Origin of the sequence: Cryobacterium roopkundense, assembly GCF_014200405.1 — a bacterium.
Taxonomy (GTDB): domain Bacteria; phylum Actinomycetota; class Actinomycetes; order Actinomycetales; family Microbacteriaceae; genus Cryobacterium; species Cryobacterium roopkundense.
Window position 1 is genome coordinate 3,211,125 of the sequence record NZ_JACHBQ010000001.1, and the last position, 22,346, is coordinate 3,233,470.

Genomic DNA, 22,346 nt, shown 5'->3' on the forward strand with positions numbered 1-22,346 from the left:
CCGAAGCGGCCCGGGCGCAAAACCCGGGCCGCTACCGGCTCTTCAGAACTGCGCTACCAGGTGCCTGGACTACCGCTACCATCAAGCGCCACTCGCCAGTCAGCGCGAATTCCAGAAAGGGTGTCCGTTTGAAGGCTGTTGAGTGCATCAGGATTATTTCCCCATGACAACCGACTGCCTTGTGTCGATCCAGATCCATCGATATAGACGATGTACCGGGGCGCTCCGTCTGCGCCGATAACTTTCTGGACCCGAAGGCCATCTTCACCAACGTGCATGCCCGATACATTTCGAATGTAGTCCGCTGTAGAAACCGGCGCCTGAGGCAAGGGCGCAGCTGATCCGCCTGCACCCGGGGCACCACCCGCGCCGGCGTCGACGGCGCTGGCGAGTGCCTGTTCGTCGGCGTTTTGGCGCAGCAGGGTGGCGTTCTGCGTCAGGATGTGGGCAGCAGCCAACACCCGGCGGCTGTGGTCGGACTCCCACTCGAGCCTGAACCGCACGGCAACCGGGCCGACCCAGGCACTGATCTTGATCTGGTTTCCGACAGTCATTCGATGACGTTCGAGCGTCTGGCCTGCCTGATCGAGCGCCCTCGCAAGATCACGCAGTTGCTCGACATCGGCACCGTATTTTCCCGACATGGCCTATCCCTTCACATACGTAGCGGGTGCATGAGGTGCGCGGGGCGCGACCTCTCGGCCGCGCCCCGCCTCGAGGACTTACGCGGAAGCGGTTTCCTGGTCCTGCGCGTTCTTGCTTGCCTTCGTTGCCGTATCGCGCAGTGCCTGAATGACGTTCTTGAGCGCAGCCGTGTGCTGGCCGGACCAGTCGCCACGGAATGCGGTCGCGTCGGGACCGGTCCACTCCGTGCTGTTGAGCGCGGTCGTGAGGGTGGTCAGAACCGATTCGATATCACCGGCTTTGGTGTTGAGCTGAGTGCTGAGCTGACGAACCTGCTGTACATCGAGACCCCAAACGGCCATGGCCTTACTCCTTTGCATCGTGGCCCGGAAAATCCGGAACCGATATTTGCACTGCTTCGAAGTGGAACAGTGCAAAACTATTGCGGCTGCACCGCGGCGTCGATGGGGTCAATTCCCCATGCACGACGGATCTCACGTGGCCACCGCAATCTGCGCCCGCACGGCACGGCCGCCGGCAATGAGAAATCCCCGACCTGGGGGAAAATCGCCATTCTTAATGCGTCCGAGCGGGGTGCCCAGCAACATGTCGCCGTCCATCTCGCCGGGAACGAGGAGCAACCCGCGGCGGCCCGCCTTGAACGGTGCCGCGAGGGTATACGCCTGCTGCCACGTGGAGCTTTCCGATTCGCCGACCACGAAGGTATCCGCTCGCACGGCAGCCTTCACGAGCCGGTCAACCGCTGACTCTGCGTCGGTGGAGGTGAAGTCGGTGATGCCCTCGATCAGCACGGCGAGGGCACCGGGCGCGAATTCCCCGGCCTCTATCCGCTCGGTCAGGCGGGTGGCCGCGAGCAGCACGGCGTCCACGGTGTTCGCCACCATTCCGAACCCGGCGGCCTGCGCCAGCGGGGTACGGCGAGAGCCGAACAGCGCCAGAAACGGATGCCCCGGCCCGCGTTCGAGCGCCGCGGCGAACGTGGCGAGAGCGGTGGTTCGCCCACTGCCGGGAGGCCCCGATAGCAGGAACGCCCCGCGCGCCTCCACGCCGATGGGCGCGAGATTCACGTCGGCGAGGCCGACGACCGCCAAGCCACGGGCATCCGTTGTCGGCAGTTCGGCGAGCGGCGCGCGTTCGGGCAGCCGACCCACGCCCGGCGCCACGGCAAAGTGCTGGCGCCGCATACTCGCTGCGAGGCGCTCCACCTCACGCGACTGCACTGTGAGGTTCGAACTCGCCCCGAGAATGGCCAACTGCACTTCGTTGCCGTCGATGATTCCGCGGCCGGGCGGCGACGTAACGCTCAGCACATCTTTGGGCACACCGAGCATCAGGTAGTCGTCGTCGGTGGCGAGGCGCAGCACCAGTCTCTTCTGCACGGTGGAACTGATCGATGTTGGCACCGAATTGGGGCGGTCCCCCGTCATCACGACGTGCACGCCGAGCTGGCGCCCGTCGACCGCAATCTGCGCGAACACCGCGAACCACTGGGAATTCGAGGCGAACTCGTACGCCTCACGAAACGCCCCGATACCGTCAACCAGCAAGAGAATGCGAGGCTCGTCTGGCTTATTGGCGAGCCGACGGTATTCGCCGATGGTACCGGCCCGCACGGCGGCGAACCGCACGGCACGGTCGTCGACGATGTCGCGCAGGCTGCGCAGCAGCCGTGTGACGCGCTCGTCGTCGTCGCCGCTGATGATCGCGCCTACGTTGGGCAGGTCTTCGAGCATGCTGAGGCCTCCGGCCCCGAAGTCGAGCCCGTAGACCTGCACCTGGCCGCCCTGTGCGGCGAATGCGGCGGCCACGGCGATCGTGCGCAAGGCCGCGCTCTTTCCCGAGCCGCCCGCGCCGAAGATGGCCATGTTTCCGTCGCGGTCCGGCCGGTAGAACAGAGTGGGCTGGGCCTGCGTGGCCGGGTCGTCGATCACCCCGAGGAGCAGCTCGCCGTCTACCCGGGTGTGGGCCTGCACCGAGAAATCGTAAACCGCGGCGAGTTCGTCGAGCCACGGCTTGCGCGGCGCAGGAACCCCCGCGCGCGCGGCCGCTTCGGTGATGGTGGTTACCATCCGCGAAATGTCGGTCGGTCCTGGTTCGGCCACCTCGTCGAGTTCCACCTCAGGCATGTCCCAGTCCGCCCCCGAGCCGAAGCCCAACTCGTTCACGTCGATGCGCGGGCGCGGCGGCGTGTCGGTGGTCCAGCCTCCGGCGTAGCCCGTCTGGAACGTCGTGATGCGCCCTGGCCCGGTCTTCGCGGCGCCCCGCCCGGGAATAGCAGGGTCGAACTGGGCTGCCATCGGTGTACCGAGAATGTCGCTCGAGTCCTCGGCATCCGCCATGCGCAGGGCGATTCGCAGGTTCGTGTTGGCGCGCAGATTGTCCTTGATCACGCCCGCCGGACGCTGGGTGGCGAGAATGAGGTGCAGTCCGAGGGAACGCCCGCGCTGCGCCACATCCACGACGCCATCGACGAATTCGGGCACCTCGGTGGCCAGCGCCGCGAATTCGTCCACGATGATCACGAGGCTCGGCGGCGTCTCTGGGTCGCCTGTTTTCTCAAGCGATACGAGGTCTTTGGCATTCTTGCGATTGAGCAGATGTTCGCGGTAGCGCAACTCGGCCCGAAGAGAGGTGAGAGCGCGACGCACGAGGTGCGGAGAGAGGTCGGTGACAAGTCCCACCGTGTGCGGCAGGCCGACGCACTCCGCGAACGCCGTACCACCCTTATAGTCGACGAACAGGAACGTGGCCCGGTCGGGGCTGTGCGCCGCGGCCATGCCCAGCACCCAAGACTGCAGGAATTCGCTCTTGCCGGCCCCTGTGGTTCCGCCCACGAGGGCGTGCGGCCCCTGGCTGCGCAGGTCGAGGTGGAAGGGCTCGCTGCCGGCATGACCCACGAGGGCACGCAGATTGCCATCCTTTTTTCGCCGCACGGGCGCGGAACCGTCCCGCGGCGTCAGGGAATTGTTCTCGCGCCACCTCTCGGTTACGGCATCCGCTTCGTTCACCAGGTCGAGGCCGCTGAGGCTTGCGTACGAGACCGACCGTGGCAGGTCGGAATCGTCGCTGACGGGCGACCCCACATCGACAACAGGGGCCAGCGCCCGCGCAAGACGCTCCGCTGCGGCGAGCGTGAGGGTCTCCGTTGCCACGGGAAAGCTGCGCTCGCCCACGCGAACGTGCCCCACCAGCGGCCCCGGCACCCCCGGTACCGTGTCCAGCACCAGAAAGCTGCGGCACACGGCCGGAATTCGATCGACCGACGCGGCGCACCAGATCACGTGCACGTTAGCATCCGCGCCCCGCTCGGCCAGCCGGGTGATGCGCCCGCGGTCGACCGGGGCATCGTTTTCGATCAGCACAATGACCGCCGGAATGCGGGCTGGCTCCTTCTCCTCGGTGTCGGAGCCGCGATCGCGCGTGGGGAGCGCCCCTCGCAAGGCGGCCTCGTCAACGCGCTCATCCACGAGCGCCTCGAGGCGTGCGAGCAGCGCCTGCGCGCCTCCGGGGTTGTCGGCGAGATGGTCTCCCGCGATCGGGCTGTGCGGGGAGCTCGTGTGCGGCAGCCACTGCAGCCAGCCCCAGGTGGCTCGCGATGACGGTGAGGTGAACGCTGTCACCACGAGTTCAGCCGGCGAATGCAGGCCGATTGTCTGCAGCAGAATGCCGCGGGCCACGCCATCGAGTTGCTCGCGCGCTCCCACGAGCCCGAGGGCTCCACTTGAGCGCCAGTCCACGGTGATGGGCACGTCGTCGATCACGCTGAACCGCAGGGCAGCCGCCTCTAGTCGCTCCCAGTATTCGGGCAGCGAATCATTCGTGCCCGGCAGTGCGAGCACGCTGCGCGAGGGAGCCTGACCGAGGCCGAGGCGAGCGGTGAGGAATCCTTCATGCTCCGGCCGGTGAGTCCACATGATTGGCCCGCGCCGCCGCACGGCGTCGATCACCTCTGCCAACGACGGGGACTCCGCCAACCGGGCCAGCCGTTCAGCCTCGTGCGCACGAACCTGGCTTTTCTCACTCGCCAGCAGGGCGGCCTCGAACTGCTTGATCTGCGCTTTCAGGGTGCGACGGGAGGTGATGGCACCGTCAACGAAAGCTCCGACCACAAGCAACGGGCTTAATGCGACGAACGCGAGGCTCAGCAACTGTTTGGTCACAAGGAACAGCACGACTCCCATGATTATCGGGGCCACGATCGACAGGTAGGGAAAACGCTGCTTCTGTGGCGCCTTCGGGGCCGTGGGCGCGAGGAGCTCGATCCCCGGGTAGCGGCCCACCACCCGCGGGCTGCGCACAAATTCCACCACGGGCGCGCTAGCCACAGCGGATGCCAGCTGCTGCAGCGGTGAGACGCTCAGTTCCGTGTCGCCGAGGTTCACCACGTCAGCCGCCGACAGCTGGGTGCGCGACACCAGCTCACCGCCCATCAGAATGCCGTTCGCCGACCCGAGGTCGAGGATCTCCACCCCGTCCGCAACGTTGATGCGGGCGTGCCGCTTCGACACCAGAGGGTCACCGAGGCGCACGTCCACCCCGTAGTCGCGGCCCACGGTGCTCGCGCCGAAGGGGATATCGAAGTCCCGGCCGGCATCCGGTCCGGACAGGATCGATACCCGAGCGGCCGCCGGACCGCGGTTTTCGCCGGGCCGCACGAAGTCCTCACTCGCCTGAACGAGTTCCACCACGGCTCCAGACCTCAGCCCCGCCTCCGTGAGATCGATCGCGGGGTCGATCACGCGCACCGGAAGGGGCGCGCCGTCGACAGAGTCCCCCCGCACCTGAAGTGTGAGCCGCTCGGGGATGAGCGCGCCCGCCCTCAGCGGATCGGCCGCATACAGGGTTGTGGCGATGTCGCCCACGTACGCCGTGGCATCCGCTGTCAGCGATACGTCGATGTCGAAGAGGCCGGCCCTCTGCAGAGTGAGTTTCAGACGCATGTCAGCTGCCCTCGCCAGGTTCCACGGCCTGCGGGGCATCGAGCAGTGGCAGGTCGATGCGGGTGACGATTCGTGACGCGATCGCGTACTCCACAAGCCGCGCCCGACGGTTGGTGGCGTAGGTGGTCACGCCGCCGCGCAGGCCCTGCACCCCCGCTCGATCGAGCTTGTCGCACACGTTGTCGAGCTTGCGGTTGAACTTCGTGGTGGCCCAGCCGAGCCGTTTGGCGGCGAGAGCCGACGTGGGAATGTCGCTGCGCCCTGTTCCCTCCCGCGCGAGCATGGGTTCGGCGAGCGCGAGCACCAGCAGGCGCTGAGACACCGTGAACGTTACGGTTCCGACAGTGGTGATGCCGTTCGACGTGGCCACGGGGTCGTTCTCGGTGAACGCGGGCTCCGTCGAGTGAATCGTGCACTCATACGTAGTGGGGCCGGCCGTGAAAATGAGGTGCAGCATCTGAAAGACGATGGGCAGCCGTGCTCCCGGCGCGAGCCAGGCCTGTACCCGTCCGCCGCCATCGGTTACCGTGGCGGCCAGTCGCGAGCCCACATTGGCAAGCCACCACATTCCGTCGACCTGACTGATCTGCAGAAAACGGCGGTGCAGGAACGGGTTGTCGTCGACGCTCAGGTCCGCCTGCCTGCCGATGGAGAACAACCCGTCGGGTTCGGCCCGATACCATTCACCGCAGTACTCGATGCTGATGCTGCCCTCGCCCACGGCGGTCTCAACCGTGCTCAGATCGCTCACGGTGCGCACCCCGTGGACGGAGCCGTGGAGCTTCGTCCGTCGGCTCTGCGCAGGGACACCTCGATGCAGGTTCGTCCCGTTTCGCTCGGGGGCACGACCACCGTGGCATCCACGACACTTTTCACCACGCCCTCCTGCCCGGCCGCGACTTCCCGCCAGAGGTAGAGGTCGCCGTCCAGCGGAGAGGGGTTGGTCCACGTGAACACCACTCCTGAGCTGCCGACGGCGCCGACCAGATCGGTGAGGGCGGGCACATCGGACTCGACGATGGCGTCTACTGGCGCCACCGGGCTGCCGCTCGGGTCGGCAGACACCGGCCCGGGCGCTCCGCCCCCGAGCACGAAGGCGAGAGCGACCCCCCCGGCCACGAGCAGGCCGACGCCGCCGAGCACGGACGGCACCAGCCAGCGTCGCCGCGAGCGGGTGGGCACCGCTTCCGTCACCGGAGGGAGAGTGTGCTCCGGTCGTCGCGATGTGTCGTCGAGCGCAGGTGGCTGCATGCTGTCGTGCGCGAACCCACCAGATTCGGCGCGTAGCGCGGTTTGTGCAAGATCCGGCACGACACCGATGGGCCCGCGATCGGTCCAGTGGCTCGCGTCGTTCAGCGGTCGGCGTGCCGTCACGGGCTCGGGTGCCGGCATCGGAAGCTGCTCGGGGTCGATGCTCACGATCTTGCGCACGCGCGTGAGTCCGTCGTCGTCATCGCGCTCGTCGGGGGCGTCCGGAGAGTCGTCAAGCAGGTCAACCTGCGTCACTGACATGGCGAGTTCGATCTGCACCTTTTGCAGGGCCCTGGCGAATTCGAGGGCGGAGACGTACCTCTCCTCCGGCCGCTTTCTCATGGCGTGGGCGAGCACCTCGTCGAGCGACGCGGGCACATCGTCACGGCCGAGCGGGGGAAGCGCCGCCTGCGCGATGCGGTGGATCATGGCATCGCTGGAATTGGGCCCGCCGGGAAGGTGAAACGGCGCCCGCCCCGCCAGGAGGGTGTAGATGGTCGCGGCGAGAGCATAGACGTCGGAGGCCGGGCCGCTGTCAGGAGGGGTGTGGAAGGATTCCGGCGGCGACCAGGGAATGGACATTCCCACGAGGGCGTCCCCGCCGCTCGCCGTCTTCGCGGATATGCCGAAGTCGGTGAGTGCGGGGCGGTTGTAGCCGGTCACGAGAATGTTGGCCGGCTTGATGTCGCGGTGCAGGATACCGGCCCGGTGCGAGGTCTCCACCGCCCCCGCTACCTGGATGGCGATGCGTAGCGCCTCCCCCACCCCGAATCGTTCTTTCCGGTACCGCACCTGCAAATTGGGCCGCGGGCAGTACTCCATCACCAGATACGGTCGACCGTCTCGAGAGACGCTGGCCTCATAGATGGTCACGATCGAGGGATGCGTCGACAACATCGCCATCGCGTTCGCCTCTCGCGCGAACTCGTCGACGCTGCCGTCAGCGAGTTCCGCTTTCAGAAGCACCTTGATGGCGACCTGGCGCTCTGGCCGTGCCTGCTGGTACAGGAAGACGTCGGCGAAGCCGCCGGATCCGAGAACGGAGAGAAACCGGAACCCTGGCAGGTCCGGTGGTGCGCTCGGGGCGCGATTGGCCGTCATACGAGCTCGAGGAAGGTGACCGTGATCTCGTCGCCGAGGTCGAGCACGTCTCCGAAAACGAGCATGGTGGGCTCCTGCGGATGCAGCCTTTCCGGTTCCTTGCCGGCCCGCAGCAGCCGGGTTCCGTTGGTGGTACCGAGGTCGAGGGCGAGCACCGTCGACCCCTCGCACCGGATCTCCACGTGGCTGCGCGAGATGTCTTGCTGGGGGCTCGGCACGGTGATGAGGTGCGGCATCCTGTCGGCGGCAAAGCGCCCGGCACTCGGTTTACGGCCGATAATCGCTCCCCGATCAAGCCGCACCTGCCCGCCGCTGGAGATCAGCAGACTCCCGGGAGGAGCGGATGCGACGGCGGCCGCCCACAGGGGCGGCGTGGGCGACGAGCGCATCAGGCCGCGAACCTGCTCCACCGAGAGTGTTTCTCCGTCGTGGTCGTGGTCGAAGTCGCTGTCGTGATCGAGGTCGATCTCGACCGCCGCCTCGGCGTCGCCGGCGACGGACGGGGGAACAAACGCGGGAAGCCCATCGATCAGCGTTGAACGGGCCGCGGCCGGCCGGTAGGCAGGGGTCTCACCTCCGGGCGTGAGCCCGCTGCCATCCCAGAGCCCGTCGTAGTCCCGGCCCATCGTGTGCTCCGGAACGGCCAGCGTCTCACTCGTCACGACGACCGGCGAGGGTACAGGTGCGGGAGTTCGGGCCGAGACCGACGCGTTGGCGTGGGCGCGTGCCGACACCGGCCCGCTCGGTGCGGCAGCCGGTTCCCGCACGGCCACCGGTTCCTGCGCTGCTTCCGGCTCCGGCGCTGCTCCCGGCTCCGGCGCTGCCTCGATCTGCGCCACCAGGTCCATCTCTGGAACGGCGTCAGGAGCGGAGTCCTCCGGCCGCAGCGTGATGCGCACCGAATCGCACCAGACCACGCCGGTCGCGATCGGGAGCAGTGCGGAGACGTCGCCAGCGGCATCCGTCACAATCTCGATCGACGCCGGATTCACCGACACGCTCTCGCTCCAGGTGGTGACCCTGGCACCGGACACGAGCATGCGACCGTGGTCGGCGTCTCCCTGCACGGCAACGGAGAGCGCACCTCGCACGGCGATGCGGGCCTCGTCGGCACCCAGCGTGACGATGGCAAAACTGGGAATGAGCGCGAAACTTGTGCCGAAGGATCCGGTCAGTGCATCGAGCAGGGCGCCGAGACCGGCACCCTCGAGGAGCGACTCGTAGACATTCGCGAGCATGGCGGGAGTCGTATCGCCGGGAAGCACGGCAACACCGTTCTCGGTGACGACACCGAGCCAGGTTCCGGAGGAGTAGCTGTTCATAGGTGGTTGACTCCATCGGTCAGTCGGTCACGCGGAATAGTGTCATCAAAATCGGGTGGGGTGTCAGCCACCGCGGTGAGGTGCCGAGGTATCGTTTCGTCACCCTCGAGATCTCCGAGGATCGACAGGGCGTCGACGACGACCACGGTCACGTTGTCGCGGCCCCCTCGCTGCAACGCCTCCCGCACCAGGCGTGCTGCGGCGGCCTGCGGCTCGGGCTCGGCGTTCAGGATGGAACGGATGTGCTCATCGCTCAGCTCGCCAGTGAGCCCGTCGGAGCACACCAAAATTCGGTCGCCCGGCTCGGCCGGAATGAACCAGTAATCCGGTTCGCTGCGACTGCCCGCCCCGATCGAACGGGTGACGATATTGCGTTGGGCATTCGTGGCCGCCTGCGCCGCAGTGAGCTCGCCGCTGTCAACGAGTTCCTGCACAACTGAATGGTCGACGCTGATCTGCTCAAGCACCCGAGAGCTCAGACGATAGGTGCGGGAGTCTCCAAGGTTGAGTACGATCCAATACGCGTTCTGGTCGAGCGACCCGATGGCCACGCCGGTGAGCGTCGTACCCGCACCTGCCCCCGCGCCCACGGGCAGGGCCGCCACCCGCGCCACGGCGTCGGCAAAGGTTTCGCGCAGCCGATCGAGCGTGACGCTCGGTCGCAGCGACAGGTCGGTGAAGGCGGAAATCACGGTTGCGCTCGCGATCTCGCCGGCCACGTGCCCGCCCATCCCGTCGGCCACGAGGTAGAGAGAGCCCTGCGCCAAATAGGCGTCCTCATTGCTCTGGCGGCGCAACCCGACATCCGTTGCCGCGCCGACGCTCACCGCAATGGGAGCAGCCTCCCGCACGGGAGCGGGAGCGCGTCTGGGCTTCCTCATCGTGTCGCCACCCAGATGCGGCGATCCCCGAGCGCGAGCAGGTCGCCGGCTTCGAGGAAGATTCGCGCGTCGATCGCGACCGCGCTCACGGGCTGCCCCGCGCGAATGAGTGATGTGCCGTTGGTCGAACGGCGATCGGTCACCCAGAGCTGCCCATGCTCGAGGCCGAAGCTCAGGTGGGTCTTGGAGATTGACTTGGTGGTGTCGGCGTAACTGATCAGCTGAGTCGGCGATCCGTCGGCCGTGCCCGGGTTGCGACCGATCAGGCCGGCACCATGCACGTCGACCGCTTCACCGGTATCCAGCCGCAGGATCCACTGCACGGACGCGGTCGACGGAGGGAGCGCGGCGATTCGAGTACGGTCGAGGTCTTCATTTTCGCCGATCCGGGCGGGCTGAGGCGCCACCGGCGCCGGCGCCGGCGCCGGTGCCGGTGCCGGTGCCGGTGCCGGTGCCGGTGCCGGTGCCGGCGTGCGGCGCATCGACTGGATACCCGGCACTGCGGAGATCACACCGGGTTCCGTCGACACGGAAGGCGACTGAGCCAGCAGAGCTGGCGGATGGGTCGGTGCCCGCTCTGCTGTCGGTGCGGGCTCGACTGTCGGTACCGGTGCGGGAGGTCGCTGCGGCACCGGGGGGCCGACGGGAGTCACGGCCGAGGCTGAGGGAACCGCCGGTCGCGGCGGCGCCAGCACCGTTTCGGTCGCAACTTCGGCAGGCACTGCGGGGGCGGTGCTCGGCGGGGCCGGCGGCGGTGCGAGTCGCTGCACCGGCTCCCAGGAATGGCTCTCGTGGGCGGTGAGTGGGGCATCCGTTGTCGTCTTGACCATCCAGGTACCCGAGGCCTTATCGTGCCAGCCACGACTCGCGCCGGTGCCGTCGAACAGCGGGGAGAACGGCCCCACGATGATGTAGATGCTCAGTCCGAATACAAGACCGCGACCGAGGGCTCGCAAGAAACCAGGCTCGTTAATTCCAGACGATGCCCCGGAATCGAGCACGACAAGACGGATGCCCGCCGCCTTCATTCCCGGAGTCTGACCGTGCCCTAGTGTCACGTAATACACGATCGCGAGCACGATTCCCAAGGCCGCTGCCACGATTTGGCCCGCTGAAACCAGGCCGATCGCGGTGGAGTAGTCTCCCGCGCTGAGCATCGACATTGCCACGCCATAAAGGATGCCGTAGGCCACCACGATCGGAGCGGACAGCCACAGCACATCGAGGAGGTATGCACCCACTCGGGAGCCGATGCGGGCGTTGGATCGACCGCTGAAGTGAAGGGCGGGACCGGGCTGACTCATGATGTGTGTCTCCACTTCTGCGTGAGCACGATCGCTCCTTGTGTCCAGCTATTCCAAAACGAGCGCACCGAAAGCCGGGCCCGCAACCGCGACCACGGACCGACGGATGCCGACATCGACCCCACGAGGCGGTCGACGTCGTGCCAGAACTCGGCCAGCTGCGCATCCGTGGCTTCGGTGGGGCCGAAAACACCGGCGTCCACCCGGTTCGCGAGCAACGTGACACCCGATCCCGGGTAGTGGCCGTCGAGCGCGATGGAGCCCTCCGTGCGCGTGAGGCCCGGTGTGAACGGCACACCGAGGTCGGTTGCCGTGTCGACGACCTCGCTCCAGCCTCCGCTCAGCCGATCGCTCGGCCGCACGGCGGCGAAGCGTCGACGGCGACGACGGGCCTTGAGCGCCCCGACGAAGATGAGAGGGCCGAAAACGACCAGGAGCAGGAGCAGCACGCCGCCGGTGATGCCCGCGATGAACCAGACGGTTGCCCAGATCCCGGCACCGTTCTCGTCGAGCGCTTCATCGGGCAGTACCGTGGGCGGAACCTCGACCGGCGCCTGTGGGGGAAGCGGCGGCTGCAGCACCTGGGCCTGCGGCTCGCTCTTGGGCTGGGGTTGCTCGGCCTGCGGAATCTGGTCTTCCGGCGGCGTGGGATCAAAGCTCACCCAGCCGAGACCGTCGAAGGCGACTTCGACCCAGGCGTGCAGGTCGCTGCCGGTGATCTGCACCGTGCCCGCTTTCGCATCCGCCTGGTAGAAGCCCATCACGACGCGGGCCGGTAGACCAAGCTGACTCACCTGCAGGGCCATGGCCACCGCGTACTGTTCGTCGTCGCCCACCATTTGCGGCGAGCCGAGAAGGGTCGAGATGCGCTCGGCGCCGTGCCCGGCGCGCGAAGCGGTTTCGCCCTCGAGCCCATGACTGAGAAACCCGGTCTCGTGCAGGGTCTTTTCGATAGCCCGAACCTGAGCGAGCGGAGTCTCTGCGTCGCCGACCGCCGCGGCGGCCGCGGTCGCGACCAGGTCGGGAATGCCGTGTGACTCCGGCATCGACAATGTGGCGCCCGACCGATCAGCGAGCTGCTCGTCCCCCGGAATGTCCGGCACGATCACGTTCGCCGTGTAGGAGTCCCCCGTCTGCAGGGGCAGCGTGCTCATGGCTGCGCCGGTCGTGCGGTTGTAGTGCAGGGAATCCCCGAGCTCCTTCGTACGATCGCCGTGGAAGGCGAGCGAGGTCAGATAGCCGGCGTCGGGAACCCAGACGCCGGTGAGGCCCTCCATGGTGAAGGTGAGCCGCGCCGGGCGCCCGCTACGCGTTTCGGCGATTTCGGTACCCACCCGCGCGAACGTGCCGGAGCCGGCGCTGCCGTCACCCGAGACGTTGTACACGACGCCATCGTAGAGATCTAGGGTCGCCAAACGCAGCCGGGCGCCATCGGGAAGGCCGGCCACGGTGAGCAGGGGCTTGTCTTTGAAATCGCGCACGTACTTGCGGAAAGACACGAGCGGGCTCGGATACGCGCGAAGGTCGAGGGGCGGCACAACGGTATCGCGCAGCACCTGCCGCGCGGCTGCCGGTGCGCCGACATCGCCGGTGACTACGCCGGCCACGAGCGCCACGGCGACGAGCGCGGCGCCCACAAGCAGCCGGCGATTGCCGGCCGAGGTGCTTCCGGCCGCGGCGTCATCACCGGCCGTTGCCCGCAGTGTGGCCGCGCGGGCGTCGGCGAGGCGCCAGGCGCACCAGGCGATGCCGCCCGCGGCGAGCGCCACACCGCGCACCACCGGCAACACGGCCTCGCGGGTTCCGAAGCTGATGGAGATGACGAAGAGGAGCACGACCGGCATCAGGGCGAAGCCAGGGCGCGGGGAACGCAGGGCCACGCTGCCCGCGACGACGGCCGTAATGAGAGAGGCCAGCAAGGGCACGATCAGGAGGGTGTCGAATCCTGCCACGGGCGCTTCCACCGTAAGCAGCTGCTTCCACGAAAACACGACGCCGAGCGCGAGCTGGCGCAGCGTCTCGAGGGACGGCACGAATCCGAGCAGAGTGCTCGACCGCAGGGCGAGCACTCCCCCGCACACGAAGTAGGCCACAACCGTGGCGAGGGCTACCGTGAGGGTTCCCCACCGGAGCTGTGCTCCCGTCCACGCCACACCGAGGCCGAGGACCACCCCGCCGAGACCGGCGAGAAGGTAGCCAGAACCACCGAAAACCGGCCCGAACCCCATCACGCCCAGGCCCAGCAAAGCGAACAGCGCAGCCACATCGCCGAGCTGCGCCGTGAGGCGGCGGGGCCTGATGCGGGGCCTCATTCGGTCACCCGCCGAATGCCGAGGGGGAGCTCCGCGAGGTCGCCGACGGTGAGCACGGTCGTGTCGCCGATGGCGCGACGGGCCAGCGCTTCACCGGGCACGCAGCTGACTGCGATCACCCGAACGCCGTGGGGAATGAGCATGGCGGCCGCGCGGATTGCCGCCGGTGCCACGGTGCCGCCGAACAGCAGCACCACAATTGAGGCATTCGGAACGGTATTTCCCACGTGTCTGGCCAGCTGCACGAGACCGTCGCGGCTGTCCTGCTGTTCCACTGCGGAGAGCCCGTCGAGCAGCCGTCTCGGGGAATTCGTGGGAAGCGATAGTTCCTGGGCACGGATAGTGAGCTGTTTTTCCTCCAGCAGTGCCTGCACGCCAAGCGAGCCGCACACCGACACTGCGAGCTCGAACTGCTCGGCGTCCGCGTAGTCGGCGGGATTGCGAGAGAGAACGATGGCAAGGTGCGAGCGACGCGTCTCTTCGAACTGGCGCACCATAATCTTCGCCGTGCGCGCCGACGACCTCCAATGCACATTCCGAAGGTCGTCGCCCGGCACGTATTCGCGCAGCGCGTGGAAGGCCACGTCGTCGTTGGCGAGGTCCTTGGTGGGAAGCCCCTCGAGGTCGCGCAGGAAGCCCGATGACGCATTCTCGAGGCGCACCGTTCGTGGGTGCACGTACAGATCGACCGCAGCCGTCCAGGCGACCTCCAGGCGACACAGGCCCAGGGCATCGCCGCGCACGGATCGCACCGGGCCGACCCGCAGCACCATGCGTCGCCCGGTGGGAATGCTGAAGAGGTCTTCGTGGATGGCCCCTGGAGCGAGGCGGGGCAGGTGGAACGCGGCGAGTCCCCGGCCAACCGGCAACTCAATGCGTGCGGGCAGAAGGGGGCGCCGGAAGGCGTTCGTCACGGTGACCCGGCCGACGGCGCGCTCACCCACGACCACACGGCTCTCGGCCAGGCCGAGATCGATCGAGTAGACGCTACGTCCGAGCACGAAGGGAACCGCGGCGGCCAGCATGACGAATCCCACGACGGCCAGGGCCGTGAACTCGTGCCAGCCGAGACGCTGGCCCACGATCCAGGCCACAACGGATGCCGACAGCAGCACCCAGCCGAACGGCGTCACCACGCGCAGCACCCGTGTGATGACCGCGATACCGGGAGCCACGAGGGGCAGTGCAACGCGCGCCCAGAACACCCGGACGGGTTCGAGCGCCTGCCCGGCTCGTTTTGCCCCTGCTACGGCGCGGTCGGCGATGCTGCTGGGAGCCGACCGAATCGCCCCCGCAAAACTCATGCTGCCGGTCTCCGGGACAAGGGGGCCGCCACGTCATTCATCACTCTGGACAGCACCTTTTCGGCCGTCATCCCGGCGAATTCTGCCTCTGGGTCGATCACGATCCTGTGGGTCCAGACGGCGGCGGCGAGGTCTTTTACATCGTCGGGAAGCACGTAGTTTCGGCCCTGGGCGGCCGCCCACACCTTGGCCGCACGCATCATGACGATGGCGCCGCGCACGGAGACCCCCACGCGCGTCTCCGGCGCTACGCGGGTTTCCTGCGTGAGCTCGGCGACGTAGCGCAGCACGGAGCTGTCTGTGTGCACCGTGGACGCCAGATCGGCCATGTCGGCCACGGCACTCGTTGTGATGACCGGTTCGAGGTCTGCGGCCGGGTTGCGATTCGCGGAGCCCGCGAGGATCAACTCGGTCGACGCGAGGTCTGGGTAGCCGATCGAGGTCTTGATCAGAAAGCGGTCGAGCTGGGCCTCCGGCAGCCGGTAGGTGCCGGCCTGCTCGATCGGGTTCTGAGTGGCGATCACCATGAACGGGCGCCCCACTTCATGGCCGATGCCGTCGATCGTGATGCGTGACTCCTCCATCACCTCGAGAAGCGCGGACTGAGTCTTGGGCGAGGCGCGGTTGATCTCGTCGGCAAGCACGATCGAGGCAAAGATTGGCCCACGGTGAAACTCAAACGTGTGACTCTGCTGGTCGTAGATCGTCACACCGGTCACGTCTGAGGGCAGTAAATCGGGGGTGAACTGGATGCGCTGGTTGGTGCCTTGCACCGTGGCGGCGAGGGCCTTCGCAAGCGAGGTCTTGCCGGTGCCTGGGGCGTCTTCGAGCAGAACGTGCCCCTCGGCGAGCATGGCCGTGAGCACGAGCCGCACCACCCGGTTCTTGCCTAGTACGGCCTTCCCCACGTTATCGACGAGCTTGGTGAACGTGCCGGCGAACCACTGAGCCTGCTCCGGTGTCATAGGCATTCTTGTTCTCCTCTGCAAAGGGCGATCATGGGATATACAGCTTTTCGGTCGTGTAGGCGCCAACGACTTCGATGTAAACCCAGCCGGTACGCCACAGGATGGTGCACGGGGTGATCGTGCCGTTGGCGGGAACGTCCATCTGCTTCGCCGTGAGCTGCCCATCCTCGTCTGTGAAGCACTTGACGATGTAGCTGCCGGCCGGAAAGTTGCTGGTGTTCAGATTGAGTTCGTAAACATTGCCGCCGATACTCGAGCCCTGAGTCGCGGAAGCGAAGGCCGGCGGGGCGTCGTTGGCCTGACCGGACCAGGTGGCAGACGCCGACAGGCCTCCCTCATTGGTGTACTGCACAGTCAGCGACGTCGTCTGGCTGGGCTGCAGTCCCGAATTCGTGACGGCCCCGTTGCCGTTGCCGTCGATGCCCGGGTCACCGCCGGTGATGACACGCCCGTTGCCGTTGACGTTCCAGACGAACTGCACCGCGTTGTCCTGGCGATTGATCGCCTGCAGGGTGATGATCGGGGAACCGAACGGGATCACCGCGCCAGAGGACGTCTCGGCACCCGGCGATACACCCTCCACTGACGAGATGGCCCATACGCTGATGGAGTAACCGGTGCCGTTACTGAGACCGCTTATTGTTCCGCCTCCGGCCGCGATCGTACCTTCGCTCCCCGTCTGGTCGACGCGATACCGGTAGCTGACCTCGTCGGAGCGGTTGCCGTTAAGGGCTCCGGCGGTAAACGACACCCCCACGGCTCCGTCGAGCGGTGAAGCCAGGACGTTCGTCGGCGCGCCGGGCGGGATGGCGCCGCGACGCGGACTTGAGGACGCACTCGAGGCCGACTCCCCCGCCTTATTGCGGGCAGTCACCGCGAACGTGTAGTCGGTGTCCGACGCCGCCACGACGACGGTGGCCGCGGTGCCGGAAACTGGGAGCGTGCCCACGACGGCCCCGTTCTGCATCGTGCTGAGAGTGTACTCCGACACCAGATCGCCGTTCGCGGCCGGCGAATTCCACGACACCGAGATCTGCGCCTGGTCGCCCACGGGCGTGGCCGGCGATGTCGTGGGAGCGTTGGGGGCGTCGGGCACACCTGCGGGAACCATGCCCGCCGAGAACACACTGAAAGTCGACGGTTCTGGGGCTCGGTTGTGGGCTTGCACCCGTACCGCATAGGACGTGCCGTTTTCAAGACCGGTCCACACCGTTGAGGTTCCGGTGACGTTTCGCTGCTCGCCCCCCGGGGTGATCTCGAGCGTGTACGACGTGATGGGCGAACCCGTGCTCCGTGGAGCGTCCCACGACACGGCGAGGCTCCCGTCGCCGAATGTCAGTGTGGGGGCCTGCGGGGCGTCGGGCCGCGCGTCGGGCCGCGCCGAGGCAGAGGCTCCCGAGGCGGCCGACTCTCCGACCGCGTTGCTCGCCGTCACCGTGAATGTGTATTCCACGTCGTTGGTGAGCCCGGAGAGGGTGCAGGTCGTGGAGGCGCAGGTCGTGGAGAGCCCGTTGGCAGACCGCACGGTGTACGACGTGATCACGGCGCCGTTGTTCGACGGCGGGTTCCACGACAGCACAATGGTGCTGTCCTGAATCGAGGTCACGGTGGGTGTCGATGGGGCGTCTGGCTTGCCCTGCACGGTGAGGCGAATGCGTCCGTCAACCTCACGCTCGACGTCTCTGGTGACGTCGGCCACGCGGTAACGCACCACCATGGTGCCCACGAAGTCCCCGGCTGGCGTGACCACGACGTCGCTGCCCCGAACGGATGCCGTGCCCGCGCCGGTCTCTACCGAGGCGGCCACGACCGTAAGCGCTTCGCCCTCGAAGGGGCTGATGTCGTTGGCGAGAACCGAGACGGCCGAGGTCTGGCCCTGGCGAGCTTCTGAGACCACGTCGTCGGTTGTCGTGGCGAGCGGCTGGGTCGAGGCTACGACCTTGAGTTGCAGCGATCCCGTGATCGGCTCGCTCGTGCCGTCGGTGATTTCGAGCGAAACAGCAGCGGCCGTGCCCTTCGGCGTGTTCGTCGCGACCCGCGCCTCGAACGTCTGGCCGCGCACGTTCAGGCTGAAGCCCGCTGGCACCGCCCCCACCAGACGGAATTCGAGCTTCTTGAGGTCACCGGGATCCACGTCCTGCGACATCGCCTGCAGGTCCGCCGTCACGGGATCGCCGCCGGGCGCGACCTCGATCGTGCCGCCCACGAAGGTAGGTTGCTGGTTTTCCGGCGCCAGCACGGTGACCGGAATCGATAGCACGGCAGTGAGGCCGGCCGGGTCGTCGGGGCCGGTGCCGTCGGTCACCTCAAAGCTGATCGCGTCGGGGCCGAAGTAGTCGGCGGCCGACGTGTACACGAGCGTGGTCTCGTCTTTGATGAGCGCGTCACCATTCGCGTGGGTGGCCGTGACGCCGGAGGCCACCGTGATGCGCGGCTTCTTTCCGTCGGCGACGGTGACGTAGTCGTCCAGGGCGAGTGTCACGGTCTCACCGCTCTTCACCTGCACGGGTTTGACGTCGGCTGTGAGCGTGGGCCGGAGATCGTTGCGCCCGGGCACCAGAATGAATGCAAAAGCCGTGAGGCCGTCGGCATCCGTTACCGTGTAGACCACGATCTGCGCTTCGCCAGCCAGGGTGACCCGCACCACGCCCCCTGGGCGAACCCGGGCGGCGGGATCATCGACCGACACGGCGAGGGCGGAGGCCGAACCGTCGGGATCTTCGTCATTGACGAGCACGGGCACATCGACGCTGTCCTGGCCGGCGATATCTGCCACGGCCACGCGATCGTCGCGGGCGATCGGCTGACGCAACGGCGCCGCCTCGGTGATGCTGAGCTGGAGGGTTCCGATCGCAGTGGCGCCCCAGGGGTCGCTCACCGTGTAGCGGATGCTGAATTCGCCCTCGGTGCGCGGCGTCTCAAGCAGGATGCGGTCGCCCACGACCTTCGCCACAAGGCCGTCCGGAAGCTCGAGTCCGTCTTTCTCGAGCGTGAGAATGTCCCCGTCAGGGTCGGTGTCGTTCACAAGCACCGGAACCGACAGCTGGCGGGCCGTGCGCGCGGTGACGGCGTCCTTCACTGCGTAGGGCTTCTGGTTGACGGATCCCGGCGGCGCGATTCCCACCTGAATGGTCGCGGTGGCGCGTGCGCCGTTCCGGTCCCGCACGACGTAGGTGAACCTGTCGGTTCCGCTGGAGGCCTCGTAGGCCTCGTATTCGAGCCAGGACGCACCGACCTCGACGATGCGGCCCTTGGTGGGAGCGGATCCCTGCCCCACAAGTTCGACAGAGTCGCCGTCGGGGTCGATCTGGTCCAGCGGGATGGGGATGCGCACCGAGTTGCCCGACAAGACCCGCGCGATGAGGTCCGTCGGCCGGGGTGCTGAGTTGGTGTCGGCCGCCGCCAAGATCTGGATCGTGACGTAGCCCGCATCCTTCTGGCCCTGGCTGTCTATCACCTCGTAGGTGCCGTAGACGGTTTTCGCCGTCGCGCCCGCCTTGAATCGCAGGGTGTTCTCGGAGATGAACAGGTCACCGTCGGCAGGGTCCACAAGCGGTGCGACCAGGGTCGGCGAGAGGGAGATGGTGTCTCCGTTGGGGTGCGAGTCGTTCGCGAGTACGTCGATAGTCAGGATGTCGCCGACTCGAACCGTGGCGGAGTCGTCGACGGCGACTGGGGGCATGAGCTTGGTTGGTGCCGGCACTGGAATCACCAGCACCTCGCCCTCAGCGGTGAGCGTGCCGTTCGACACCGTGTAGCGGATGCTCACTGGCTCGGCTAGTCCGGACTGGTCGGCCACCCGCAGGATACGGTGCTCGAGAACCGACACCGAGATTCCGAGGTTGTCGGGGATGCTGAGCGACTGCACCACGAGGATGCCGCCGGCCGGATCGGTGTCATTCTGCAGCACGTCGACGAGCACCACCCCGCCGGTGGGGAGCAGGGCCACGTCGCGAACAGCCACCGGCGGGAGGGCGCTCGGCGAGGCATCCGTCACGTCAATGCGCACGAGGCCGAGCACGGTGTTCGGGCCGTCGGTCACGAGGTACTGCACGTAGAACGTACGAGCGGCATCGGCTGTGAACGTGAACGTGCCCGCCGTGAAATCAGGCACGACGCTGGCGCCCGGCACGTCGTCGATTTTGGCTAGGCGCAGCGGGGCGCCGCTCGGGCTTTCATCGTTCAGCAGCGGGGAGACCGTGACCGTGCGGCCGACAACTGTCGTGGCGTGATCGGGGTTGGTGAGCGGCTTCGCACTTCCGGCGGCGCGAACGTCGGCGCGGAGCAGACCCTCTACGCCTTCGAAGCCGTCTGACACGACAATGCTCACGTTCTTGCGGCCGATGTTCGCACCGATCGCTGCGTAGGTGACCTGGCCGTCGGCCGCGAACTGCACCACATCATCGTCGGCGGAGGCGGCACCCTGCAGGAAGAGGTCGTCGCCGTCGGGGTCGCTCCAGTCGGAGAGCACATTGCGCGTCACTGTCGCGCCCTGTTCGACCACGAGCGTGGACGTGCGCTTCTGAACCGGTGGCTGGTTTGTGCCGGGCGCGCTCACCGACAGGGTCACGGTCGCTTCGGCGGTGCCGCCTCGGCCGTCATCGATCTGGTAGCGAACAGTGGCGCCACCGGAGGCATCGTCGGCGACGGAGATCTGCAGGGCAGTGCCACCGAGAATGGGCTGTACCACCCCGATGCCAGGCGATTCGCCCAAGAGGCTCGCGGTGAGCAGGTCGCCGTCTGCGTCGCTGTCGTTTTCGAGCACCGGCAGGATGACGCTGCGCCCGGGGCGCACGCCGAAGTCGTCGTCGACGGCGACGGGCGGCGTGTTCTCCTCCTTGCGCACCGGGAGCGCGTTCTCCACGGTCTCTTTCACTGCGTCCTGCTGCTGGTCGGGGTCGGTCTGGTCGGAGGGAGGCGTGATCTCGTTCCAGTTGTCAACGAGCATCATGTTCTGGTCCACCAGCCAGACGAGCCCCGAGTTGAGGTCGTTGAGCACGACGACGTTTCGGTTCACCCGAAAGGTGAGTTCACCGGCGGCCTTCGCCTGCAGGCTGTCCACAGTGCGGGAGACGTCGTCGGCGGATGCTGGGCAGTCGCGCACATAGCGCGCGGAGCCTGCCCAGGCGGCGTAGGCGCATCCATTCAGGAAGACCGGCGCGGCGGGCACACCCGGCGTGACTCCCTCGGAATCCGTCGTAGCGGCGGCGCTCCCATCGAGAGGATGGGTCACCAGGCTCGTGGGGGTGGCAGTCAGCACCGCATTGGACGCCGGACCGCTTTGCTGCAGAATGGACTCGGCCGCGGCCGGGACTGTTGTGCCGCCAGGCAGGTAGAGCAGCGCAGACGTGGCATCAAGCACCACCGACTCTGCTCCGATGGCGGCGATGGAGACTACGGCCGCGTCGGGCAGCGCGGGCAGATCTGTGGTGGCCGGCTCGCCGAACCCGCCCTCCTCGCGGGTCTCGATTGTGACGATCTGCTTGTCGCGAGCCGAGACGGCCCGCACAGCCCCGTCTGAGCCCACCGCGACCGCGGCGCCGGCGCCGAGACTCACCGCAGGCTCTGCTCCCTCGAGCGTGAAGGAGGTCAGGTCGTTCACCGTGCTGATGAAGACGTCTCCCGTGGCCTGGTCGAGTATCGCCACGGTCGTGGCGCCGAGGGCAACGGATCCCGCCGGCGGCACGTGTACCTCGCTGCCGAACACCACGTTGGCTGGGTCGACCAGGCTTAGCGTGGCGTTCGCCCGGTCGTGGGTGATGACGGTAGTGCCCGACTGCAGGATGTCAAAGTCGTTTGCCTTGGTTCGCAGTCCGGAGTCGAGAACCTGCGACTGGTAGTTGAGGTGCCCGACCAGCAAACCCGACGGTTTGGTCACCCACACGCCGCCGTCATTGAGTTCGACGTCGGCGGTGGTGAACCCTGGGTACAGGAACGCCACGAGAGTGAGCACGAGCGACGACGACGTGAGAACGCCGAGCGTGGCCAGGGAACGGCGTCGGAGCATGAAGCCTCGAAGCATGCCGTACCCCCCTCTGTGTTTCCACAACCTCTGTGTTCGTAATCACTGGATCACCAGCATCATCGGCAGGGTGAAAACTAACAATGGGTCATTTTCCCCAGCCACGCAGCGCGCGACCATGGCCCTACTCCCCGGGTTGTCGGTTCGGAGACGTGAATCTTTTTCAGTGTGGCGGTTCGACGCCCGGAGGACACGCCCCAGAACTGGGGTTGAGCAGCCGCTCACGCGGCCCGGTGGGGCGGCACGGCGGGCCGGCACGGCGGGGCTTCGAGGCGCGGCGTCGCGTCGCGGGGCGG

12 protein-coding genes are annotated in these 22,346 nt (G+C 67.2%); all 12 read right to left on the minus strand.

Annotation, left to right across the window (positions count from 1 at the left end; all coding sequences use genetic code 11):
* Positions 1-53 precede the first annotated feature (53 nt).
* The 12 genes from BJ997_RS15040 to BJ997_RS15095 all read right to left on the minus strand — a co-directional run bounded on the left by BJ997_RS15040 (position 54) and on the right by BJ997_RS15095 (position 22,050).
* Entirely contained in the window at positions 54-644 is a 591-nt protein-coding gene (locus BJ997_RS15040; RefSeq protein WP_183323586.1) for a hypothetical protein, read from the minus strand.
* Positions 645-722: 78 nt separating this feature from the next.
* The gene (locus tag BJ997_RS15045; protein WP_035835432.1) at positions 723-986 is read right to left on the minus strand and encodes a WXG100 family type VII secretion target; all 264 of its coding nucleotides are present in this window, start codon (positions 984-986) and stop codon (positions 723-725) included.
* A gap of 132 nt (positions 987-1,118) precedes the next feature.
* On the minus strand, positions 1,119-5,585 hold the full coding sequence (locus BJ997_RS15050) for an FtsK/SpoIIIE domain-containing protein (RefSeq protein WP_035835433.1): 4,467 nt from the start codon (positions 5,583-5,585) through the stop codon (positions 1,119-1,121).
* Position 5,586: 1 nt separating this feature from the next.
* Positions 5,587-6,327, minus strand: coding sequence for an FHA domain-containing protein (locus BJ997_RS15055; RefSeq protein WP_221244213.1), 741 nt, complete (start codon positions 6,325-6,327; stop codon positions 5,587-5,589).
* Positions 6,328-6,332: 5 nt separating this feature from the next.
* Entirely contained in the window at positions 6,333-7,937 is a 1,605-nt protein-coding gene (locus tag BJ997_RS15060) for a serine/threonine-protein kinase (protein WP_035835434.1), read from the minus strand.
* Positions 7,934-9,259, minus strand: coding sequence for an FHA domain-containing protein (locus tag BJ997_RS15065; protein ID WP_035835435.1), 1,326 nt, complete (start codon positions 9,257-9,259; stop codon positions 7,934-7,936). Before BJ997_RS15065 ends, BJ997_RS15060 begins: the two co-directional genes overlap by 4 nt.
* The gene (locus BJ997_RS15070; protein WP_052541965.1) at positions 9,256-10,140 is read right to left on the minus strand and encodes a PP2C family protein-serine/threonine phosphatase; all 885 of its coding nucleotides are present in this window, start codon (positions 10,138-10,140) and stop codon (positions 9,256-9,258) included. Before BJ997_RS15070 ends, BJ997_RS15065 begins: the two co-directional genes overlap by 4 nt.
* On the minus strand, positions 10,137-11,444 hold the full coding sequence (locus BJ997_RS15075) for an RDD family protein (RefSeq protein WP_052541966.1): 1,308 nt from the start codon (positions 11,442-11,444) through the stop codon (positions 10,137-10,139). The genes BJ997_RS15070 and BJ997_RS15075 overlap by 4 nt, the downstream gene beginning before the upstream one ends.
* Positions 11,441-13,756, minus strand: coding sequence for a transglutaminase-like domain-containing protein (locus BJ997_RS15080; RefSeq protein WP_052541967.1), 2,316 nt, complete (start codon positions 13,754-13,756; stop codon positions 11,441-11,443). Before BJ997_RS15080 ends, BJ997_RS15075 begins: the two co-directional genes overlap by 4 nt.
* On the minus strand, positions 13,753-15,060 hold the full coding sequence (locus BJ997_RS15085; RefSeq protein ID WP_052541968.1) for a DUF58 domain-containing protein: 1,308 nt from the start codon (positions 15,058-15,060) through the stop codon (positions 13,753-13,755). Before BJ997_RS15085 ends, BJ997_RS15080 begins: the two co-directional genes overlap by 4 nt.
* Positions 15,057-16,031, minus strand: a complete 975-nt coding sequence (locus tag BJ997_RS15090; protein WP_035835437.1) for an AAA family ATPase — start codon at positions 16,029-16,031, stop codon at positions 15,057-15,059. The genes BJ997_RS15085 and BJ997_RS15090 overlap by 4 nt, the downstream gene beginning before the upstream one ends.
* A 25-nt stretch (positions 16,032-16,056) precedes the next feature.
* On the minus strand, positions 16,057-22,050 hold the full coding sequence (locus tag BJ997_RS15095; protein ID WP_035835438.1) for an Ig-like domain-containing protein: 5,994 nt from the start codon (positions 22,048-22,050) through the stop codon (positions 16,057-16,059).
* Positions 22,051-22,346 lie beyond the last annotated feature (296 nt).

Excerpts from the sequence above, each read along its gene's own strand:
- BJ997_RS15040 (WP_183323586.1), bottom strand. The coding sequence starts at position 644 with ATGTCGGGAAAATACGGTGCCGATGTCGAGCAACTGCGTGATCTTGCG.
- BJ997_RS15045 (WP_035835432.1), bottom strand. The coding sequence starts at position 986 with ATGGCCGTTTGGGGTCTCGATGTACAGCAGGTTCGTCAGCTCAGCACT.
- BJ997_RS15050 (WP_035835433.1), bottom strand. The coding sequence starts at position 5,585 with ATGCGTCTGAAACTCACTCTGCAGAGGGCCGGCCTCTTCGACATCGAC.
- BJ997_RS15060 (WP_035835434.1), bottom strand. The coding sequence starts at position 7,937 with ATGACGGCCAATCGCGCCCCGAGCGCACCACCGGACCTGCCAGGGTTC.
- BJ997_RS15065 (WP_035835435.1), bottom strand. The coding sequence starts at position 9,259 with ATGAACAGCTACTCCTCCGGAACCTGGCTCGGTGTCGTCACCGAGAAC.
- BJ997_RS15070 (WP_052541965.1), bottom strand. The coding sequence starts at position 10,140 with ATGAGGAAGCCCAGACGCGCTCCCGCTCCCGTGCGGGAGGCTGCTCCC.
- BJ997_RS15075 (WP_052541966.1), bottom strand. The coding sequence starts at position 11,444 with ATGAGTCAGCCCGGTCCCGCCCTTCACTTCAGCGGTCGATCCAACGCC.
- BJ997_RS15080 (WP_052541967.1), bottom strand. The coding sequence starts at position 13,756 with ATGAGGCCCCGCATCAGGCCCCGCCGCCTCACGGCGCAGCTCGGCGAT.
- BJ997_RS15085 (WP_052541968.1), bottom strand. The coding sequence starts at position 15,060 with ATGAGTTTTGCGGGGGCGATTCGGTCGGCTCCCAGCAGCATCGCCGAC.
- BJ997_RS15090 (WP_035835437.1), bottom strand. The coding sequence starts at position 16,031 with ATGCCTATGACACCGGAGCAGGCTCAGTGGTTCGCCGGCACGTTCACC.
- BJ997_RS15095 (WP_035835438.1), bottom strand. The coding sequence starts at position 22,050 with ATGCTTCGAGGCTTCATGCTCCGACGCCGTTCCCTGGCCACGCTCGGC.